This window comes from Thiocapsa sp., assembly GCF_035467215.1.
Classification (GTDB): Bacteria; Pseudomonadota; Gammaproteobacteria; order Chromatiales; family Chromatiaceae; genus Thiocapsa.
In genome coordinates this window covers 1-6723 of the sequence record NZ_DATITZ010000309.1, presented here as the reverse complement: position 1 = coordinate 6723, position 6723 = coordinate 1, and the positions used below count along the sequence as shown (strand labels likewise).

At 65.4% G+C, this 6723-nt stretch carries 5 protein-coding genes; all 5 read right to left on the bottom strand.

Features of this window, described 5'->3' with window-relative positions; translation table 11 throughout:
• Nucleotides 1–121 precede the first annotated feature (121 nt).
• Entirely contained in the window at nt 122–1318 is a 1197-nt protein-coding gene (prpF, locus tag VLR48_RS16930; protein ID WP_325292917.1) for a 2-methylaconitate cis-trans isomerase PrpF, read from the bottom strand.
• A gap of 29 nt (nt 1319–1347) precedes the next feature.
• Entirely contained in the window at nt 1348–1725 is a 378-nt protein-coding gene (locus VLR48_RS16925) for an endonuclease domain-containing protein (protein ID WP_325292916.1), read from the bottom strand.
• 49 nt (nt 1726–1774) lie between these two features.
• On the bottom strand, nt 1775–4381 hold the full coding sequence (acnD, locus tag VLR48_RS16920) for a Fe/S-dependent 2-methylisocitrate dehydratase AcnD (RefSeq protein ID WP_325292915.1): 2607 nt from the start codon (nt 4379–4381) through the stop codon (nt 1775–1777).
• A 157-nt stretch (nt 4382–4538) separates the two neighbouring features.
• Nucleotides 4539–5693, bottom strand: coding sequence for a bifunctional 2-methylcitrate synthase/citrate synthase (gene prpC, locus VLR48_RS16915; protein WP_325292914.1), 1155 nt, complete (start codon nt 5691–5693; stop codon nt 4539–4541).
• A 123-nt stretch (nt 5694–5816) separates the two neighbouring features.
• The gene (gene prpB / locus VLR48_RS16910) at nt 5817–6701 is read right to left on the bottom strand and encodes a methylisocitrate lyase (protein ID WP_325292913.1); all 885 of its coding nucleotides are present in this window, start codon (nt 6699–6701) and stop codon (nt 5817–5819) included.
• Nucleotides 6702–6723: the final 22 nt, after the last annotated feature.

Sequence of the window (6723 nt, the reverse complement as noted above, 5' to 3'; positions counted from 1 at the left end):
GAGAGGGGAGTGAATAGATCGCTCTCGGAAATATCCGATACGCGCCGGTGTTTCAGCCTTCCGGTTGCTAAATCAACGGTCAAGAATTCTGTTCTACCCACTCACTACTCGCCACTCGCCACTATAAGAGCGCATCCCCGGGCACCCGCACCCAGCCTTCCATCAGTACCCGGGCGCTGCGGCTCATGATGGCCTTGGTCACCGTCCAGTCGCCATTGACCTGACGGGCCTCGGCACCGACGCGCAGTGTGCCCGAGGGATGACCGAAACGCACTGAGGTGCGCTCCCCGCCGCCGGCGGCAAGGTTGACCAGGGTGCCGGGGATGGCCGCAGCCGTGCCGATGGCCACGGCGGCCGTGCCCATCATGGCGTGGTGCAGCTTGCCCATGGAGAGTGCGCGCACGCACAGATCGATCTCGCCGGCGGCGACCTGCTTCCCGCTGGAGGAGACGTAGTCGTCGGGCGGGGCGACGAAGGCGACCTTGGGCGTGTGCTGGCGGGTCGCCGCCTCGGCGACATCCTTGATGAGGCCCATCCGCAGCGCGCCATAGGCGCGGATGGTCTCGAACATCCTCAGGGCATCGGCATCGCCGTTGATGGCGTCCTGCAGCTCGGTGCCTGTGTAGCCGATGGCCGTCGCGTTCACAAAGACGGTCGGGATACCCGCATTGATCATGGTCGCCTCGAGCGTACCGACACCGGGGACCTCGAGGTGATCGACCAGATTGCCGGTCGGGAACATGGAGCCGCCGCCCTCGCCCTCGCCCTCATCGGCGGGGTTTAGGAACTCCAACTGCACCTCCGCGGCGGGGAAGGTCACTCCGTCGAGCTCGAAATCACCCGTCTCCTGCACAACGCCGTCGGTCATGGGCACGTGCGCGATGATGGTCTTGCCGATGTTGGCCTGCCAGACGCGCACCCTCGCCATGCCGTCCTTCGGCAGCCGGTCGGCGTCGACCCAGCCGGCGCCGATGGCGAAGGAGCCGACCGCGGCCGAGAGGTTGCCGCAGTTGCCGCTCCAGTCGACGAAGGCCGTGTCGATGGACACCTGGCCGAACAGATAATCGACGTCGTGATCGGGCCTGCTGCTCTTGGACAGGATGACTGTCTTGCTGGTGCTCGAGGTCGCACCGCCCATGCCGTCGATCTGCTTGCCGTAAGGGTCCGGGCTGCCGATGACGCGCAGCAGCAGGGCATCGCGCGCCGCACCCGGCACTTGGGCGGCCTCGGGCAGGTCTTGCAGGCGGAAGAACACGCCCTTGCTGGTGCCGCCGCGCATGTAGGTGGCAGGGATGCGGATCTGGGATACGTTGGACATTGATCTGATATCTCAGCAAATTGATCAATTTACTCCCCTCTCCCCTCGCGGGAGAGGGGCCGGGGGAGAGGGGGCGCAGGCAACTCCAGCGCCGCAAGGATGCTCGACAACACCCCCTCCGGATTCTGCAAGATGTCGTTGTTCCAGAACCGCATGACCCTGAAGCCTTGCTCCCCGAGCCACACGTCACGCTCGGAATCACGATCGCGCCCGTTATGCTGCCCACCGTCGGCCTCGACGATCAACCGGCCGCCGAAGTGCACGAAATCCACGATATAGGGGCCGATCGGTTGCTGGCGACGGAACTTCTGTCCATCCAGGCGATGGGCGCGTAGATGCCTCCAGAGCAATTGCTCGGCGTCCGTCATGGCTTGGCGTAGGGTTTTGGCGAACTGGCGTTGGTCCACTCTCACCCCCTCTCCCCAACCCCTCTCCCGCGAGGGGAGAGGGGCTTTTTCAGGTCGCTTTGCTGGATTCCAGGAAGTCCTGGGCGAAGCGCTGCAGCACCCCGCCGGCCTCGTAAATCGCCAGCTCTTCCGCGGTATCGATGCGACAGGTGACCGGCACCTCCACACGTTCGCCGTTTTTGCGCGCCATCACTAGGGTCAGGGTGGTGCGCGGCGTGCGCTCGCCGAGCACGTCGTAGGTCTCGCTGCCGTCGATCCCGAGTGTCTTGCGGTCGACCCCCGGCTTGAACTCGAGCGGCAGCACGCCCATGCCGACCAGATTAGTCCGGTGGATACGCTCGAACCCTTCGGCGACGATGGCTTCCACACCGGCCAGACGCACACCTTTGGCGGCCCAGTCACGCGAGGAGCCCTGGCCGTAGTCGGCACCGGCGATGATGATCAGCGGCTGCTTGCGTCCCATGTAGGTCTCGATCGCCTCCCACATGCGCATGACCTTGCCGTCCGGCTCGACACGGGTCAGCGAGCCCTTCTTGACCTGGCCATCGACCACGGCCATCTCGTTGACCAGTTGCGGGTTGGCGAAGGTGGCGCGCTGGGCGGTCAGGTGGTCGACGCGGTGCGTGGCGTAGGAGTTAAAGTCCTCCTCCGGCAGGCCCATCTTGGCCAGATACTCGCCGGCCGCGCTGTCGGCCAGGATGGCGTTCGACGGGGACAGATGGTCCGTGGTGATGTTGTCCGGCAAGACCGCCAGCGGTCGCATGCCCTTCAACGTCCGCTCACCGGCCAGCGCGCCTTCCCAGTAGGGCGGACGGCGGATATAAGTGCTCTGCGGGCGCCAGTCGTAGAGCGGGCTCTTGGCCTCCTCCACGGTGCCCAGGTCGAACATCGGGATATAGACCTGCTTGAACTGCTCCGGCTTCACGCAGGCCGAGACGATGGCGTCGATCTCCTCGTCGCTCGGCCACAGGTCTTTCAGGGTGATGGGGTTGCCCTGCGGGTCATGGCCAAGCGCGTCTTGCTCGATGTCGAAGCGCACGGTGCCGGCGATGGCGTAGGCTACCACCAGCGGCGGCGAGGCGAGGAAGGCCTGCTTGGCATAGGGGTGGATGCGGCCGTCGAAGTTGCGGTTGCCCGACAGCACGGCGGTGGCGAAGAGGTCGCGCTCGATGATCTCCTGCTGGATCTTCGGGTCCAGTGCGCCGGACATCCCGTTGCAGGTGGTGCAGGCATAGCCGACGATGCCGAAGCCGAGTTGTTCCATTTCAGACAGCAGGCCGGCCTCTTCCAGATACAGCTTGGCGACCTTGGAGCCAGGCGCAAAGGAGGTCTTCACCCAGGGCTTGCGCATCAGCCCCAGTGCGTTGGCCTTCTTGGCCACCAGACCGGCGGCCACCACGTTGCGCGGATTGCTGGTGTTGGTGCAACTGGTGATGGCGGCGATGATGACCGCGCCGTCCGGCATCAGGCCGTCCTTCTCTTCGGCCAGCGCCTTGTCCAGATCCACGGCAATGCCGCGCTCGTGCAGTGCGCTGGTCGGAAGGCGGCGGTGCGGGTTGGACGGGCCGGCCATGTTGCGCACCACGGTGGACAGATCGAACTCGAGCACGCGCTCGTACTCGGCGCTCTCCAGCGCATCGGCCCACAGTCCGGCGGTCTTGGCATAGGTCTCGACCAGCGCGACCTGCTCGGGCTCGCGGCCCGTCAGGGTGAGATAGTCGATGGTCTGCCGGTCGATGTAGAACATCGACGCGGTGGCGCCGTACTCCGGACACATGTTGGAGATGGTGGCGCGATCGCCGATCGTCAGGCTGGCGGCACCCTCGCCGAAGAACTCGACATAGGCACCCACCACGCGCTCCTTGCGCAGGAACTCGGTTAGGGCCAGCACGATGTCGGTGGCGGTGATGCCCGGCCGACGCTTGCCGGTCAGGCGCACGCCGACGATATCGGGCAGGCGCATCATGGAGGCGCGGCCGAGCATCACGGTCTCGGCCTCCAGCCCGCCGACGCCGATGGCGATCACGCCGAGCGCATCGACGTGCGGGGTGTGGCTGTCGGTCCCGACACAGGTGTCCGGGAAGGCCACCCCGTCACGGGCCTGGATCACCGGGGACATCTTCTCCAGATTGATCTGGTGCATGATGCCGTTGCCGGCCGGGATCACGTCGACGTTCTTGAAGGCGGTCTTGGTCCACTCGATGAAGTGGAAACGGTCCTCGTTGCGTCGGTCCTCGACGGCGCGGTTCTTCTCGAAGGCATCCGCATCGAATCCGCCGTATTCCACGGCCAGCGAGTGATCGACGATCAACTGGGTCGGCACCACCGGGTTCACCTGTGCCGGATCGCCGCCCTTCTCGGCGATGGCGTCGCGCAGACCCGCCAGATCCACCAGAGCGGTCTGGCCGAGGATGTCGTGGCAGACCACCCGCGCCGGGTACCAGGGGAAGTCCAGATCCTGGCGGCGCTCGATGAGTTGCCCGAGTGCATCGGCGAGGTTAGCGGGGTCGCAGCGGCGCACCAGGTTCTCGGCGAGCACGCGCGAGGTATAGGGCAGCTTGGCATAGGCGCCGGGCCGGATGGCATCGACGGCGGCCTCCGCATCGAAGTAGTCCAGAGCGGTTCCGGGAAGGGGCTTGCGATAGGCGCTGTTCATGATCGGTGCACTGTTTTGAGAGTGAAAATGTCGTCGGAAACGCCCAGTAGCGCGTGTGGCGATGTCATGGTGCGACGAAGAAGGCGCGAGGCCCGCAAGCCTGCGAGCCTCGGGGTTACGATCTGGACCTTTAACCTTTAACCTGACGTCCGGCCGCTCAACGCTTCTCGATCGGCACCCAGCTCAGATTCTCCGGTCCCACATAGTTGGCGCTCGGCCGAATGATCTTGGCGTCGATGCGCTGCTCGATGACGTGTGCCACCCAGCCGGTGGTGCGCGAGATGACGAAGATCGGCGTGAACAAGGGGGTCGGAACTCCCATCTGCGCGTAGGACACCGCCGAGAACCAGTCGAGGTTCGGGAACATGTGCTTGATGTCCCACATGACGGTTTCGAGGCGGTCGGCGACCTCGAACATGCGCATGTCCTCGTTGGATTGGGACAGGCGGCGCGCAACCGTCTTGATCACCTCGTTGCGCGGGTCGCCGGTCGTGTAGACCGGGTGACCGAAGCCGATGATGATCTCCTTGCGGGCGACCCGCTCGCGGATGTCGGCCTCGGCCTCGTCGGCGCTGAAGTAGCGGCTCTGGATCTCGCAGGCCGCCTCGTTCGCCCCGCCGTGCTTGGGTCCGCGCAGGGCGCCGATCGCGCCCGTGACGGCCGAATAGATGTCCGAGTTGGTGCCGGCGACCACGCGTGCGGCGAAGGTCGAGGCGTTGAACTCGTGCTCGGCATAAAGAATCAGCGAGGTGTGCATGGCACGCACCCACTCCGCCGAAGGCGTCTTGCCGTGCAGCAGATGCAGGAAATGCCCGCCGACCGACTCGTCGTCGGTTTCGACCTCGATGCGCCGGCCGTTGTGGGCGAAGTGATACCAATAGAGCAGCATGGAGCCGAAGCTGGCGACCAGGCGATCGCCGATGTCGCGTGCGGCGGCGACCGGCATGTCGTCCTTCTCGGGCTCCAACGTGCCGAGCAGCGAGGCGCCGGTGCGCATCACGTCCATCGGGTGTGCCGAGGGCGGGATCTGCTCCAAGGCGGTCTTGAGCGCGGCCGGCAGACCGCGCAGCGAGCGCAGCTTGCGCTTGTAGGCCGCGAGCTCCGCGGACGTCGGCAGATGTCCGTGGATCAGCAGATAAGCGATCTCTTCGAACTCGGCCTGGTCGGCGAAATCGAGGATGTCGTAGCCCCGATAATGCAGATCGTTGCCGGTGCGCCCGACGGTGCAGACGGCGGTATTGCCCGCGGCGGTGCCGGACAGGGCGACCGATTTCTTCGGTTTCGGAAGGTGGCTCTCTTGGTTTTCGGCCATCGTGTTCTCCTCGATCGGTGTGATGTTGGGGAGCTTCCAGCCTCCAGCCTCCAGCTATCAGCTATCAGGCAGCGGTATTCAGGCTGGAGGCAGGGGGCTGAAGGCTGGAGGCTGGAGGCTTCTTTAATCTTTGCCCTGCGTGAACAGCTCATCGAGCTTTTGTTCGAAGCCGTGGTAGTTGAGAAAATCGTAGAGATCCATCCGGGTCTGCATGGTGTCGACCACGGCGGCCTGGGTGCCGTCGCGGCGGATCGCCTCGTAGACCTTGAGTGCGGCGAGGTTCATGGCGCGGAAGGCGGACAGCGGGTAGAGCACGAGCGACACGCCGACTTCGCCCAACTCGGTTGTCGTGAAGTACGGCGTGGATCCGAACTCGGTGATGTTCGCCAGGACCGGGACCTTCACCGCCGCGATGAACTGCTCGTACTGGGCCAGCTCGGTCATGGCCTCGGGAAAGATCATGTCCGCGCCGGCCTCGACACAGGCGACGGCGCGCTCGATGGCCGAGTCGATCCCCTCGACGGCCAGCGCGTCGGTGCGGGCCATGATGACGAAGTCGTCGGTGCGCGCATCGACGGCGGCCTTGATGCGGTCGACCATCTCTTCCTTGGAGACGATCGCCTTGCCGGGCCGATGACCGCAGCGCTTGGCCGCGACCTGGTCCTCGATATGGCATCCGGCGGCGCCGGCCCGGTTCATCAGTCGGACGGTGCGGGCGATGTTGAAGGCGCCGCCCCAGCCGGTGTCGGCGTCGACCAGGAGGGGCAGCGCGGTGGCGTCGGTGATCCGGCGCACGTCCTCCAGCACGTTGTCCAGGCTGGTCATCCCGAGATCCGGGATCCCGAAGGAGCAAGCCGCGACACCGCCGCCCGAGAGATAGAGCGCGCGGTAACCGGTGCGCTCGGCCATCATGGCGTGATAGGCGTTGACGGCGCCGACCACCTGCAGAGGATGCTCCTCTTTGACGGCTAGCCGGAGGCGGGCGCCGGGTGTGAGAGTTTCGGTCATGCGGGTCATCTCCTTCTAAACC